General features: G+C 53.8%; 1 protein-coding gene and 1 pseudogene. Both read right to left on the bottom strand.

The genetic code is table 11. The annotated features are described in order from the left end of the window. The coding region (locus A3A5_RS0122810) for an IS6 family transposase (RefSeq protein ID WP_018312816.1) at positions 1-629 on the bottom strand (629 nt) is incomplete at its 3' end. A 524-nt stretch (positions 630-1,153) separates the two neighbouring features. Further along, positions 1,154-1,239 (bottom strand): annotated as a pseudogene (locus A3A5_RS43535) (IS5/IS1182 family transposase); the annotation flags it as partial.

The raw sequence follows: 1,239 nt of genomic DNA, 5'->3' as shown, positions 1-1,239 counted from the left end.
CGATGTACCAACTCAATACCAGAGAGAGTGATCGCTGCGTTCCTGAAACGTTTGAAGCCGAGCATGACTTTCGTCCGGGACTTGATGTTGCGNTGGTCCTGCTCGACCAGATTATTGAGATATTTCGAGGATCGGACCTTCGTGTCCTCAGACAGCAAGCCTTCGGCCTTCATCTCGCGCACGGCGCGGTGCGGGGCGGCATAGCCATCAAGCGTGATGGTCTTTGGTGGCTCGCCTTGATGTCTGATTGCCTTCCTGAAAAAGGCTTTTGCCGCCTCCACGTCGCGCTTTGCACGGAGCATGAAGTCAACCGTCTGGCCCACCCGATCCACCGCCCGATAAAGATAGACCCACTTGCCGCGCAGCTTGAGATAAGTCTCGTCAACACGCCAGGACTGGCCGGTGGGGCTGCCGAAGCGATTCCACCGTTTGACGAACTCCGGCGCAAAGCGCCGCACCCAGCGCAGGATCGTCGTTTGGGCCAGCGACAGACTCCGTTCCGCCATCATTTCGACNAGATCGCGCAAGCTAAGCTTGTAGCGCAGGTACCAGCGAACACACAGAATGATCACATCGCGGTCAAAGTGACGGCCTGCAAACAGTTCGTCCAGGCTCTTCAGCTTGCTCATCGTCGCTTCTCAATTCGTTCAGCCCGACACCTTAGCCGATTCGCCCCCGCGCTATTGCACTAGAGCCACATAGCGCGGGATCGTTGTTGTTACAGGCGGATTTCGCCGCAGGGGGACCCCGGGACTCGGCGCACTGGAAACGCGATGACTCGGAATGGTGGCGCAGCCCCGATCAGAACAGCAAGGATGAGCAATGCGAGATTCCTCATACTGCCGCCTTCCCATTTATTGCCAAAAAACAAGATAAAAAGTTAATCAAGAGATGCAAAGTAGTATTGCACAAAAAGAAACGCTGTTGCCCAACATTCACATGGGTAGTTAAAAAGAATTGATATTTATCAAAGGTTGGCAATTTTCGGAAAAAATAAAACCGGTATGTCATGACATATACACACATGGTGACCGCGAATCGCGGTCGCGAAAGAACACGTTTGCTTTCAACGACATAGGGCAGCGCATGTAAATGCCGGCGGCTCGCTCACTTGTACTTGAAGTAGGCCATGGTGCGAAGCTGCTTAGAGCGGCTAACAAAACTCTTCAACAAATCGAGAGCAGATGATAGCGCAAGCGAGCGTGAGCAGGGCCAGATGAACATCGAGACGCCGCTCGA

The organism is Cupriavidus sp. UYPR2.512, assembly GCF_000379565.1.
GTDB lineage: Bacteria > Pseudomonadota > Gammaproteobacteria > Burkholderiales > Burkholderiaceae > Cupriavidus.
The sequence above is the reverse complement of the archived record's forward strand: the minus strand, read 5'-3'. Positions and strand labels throughout refer to the sequence as shown.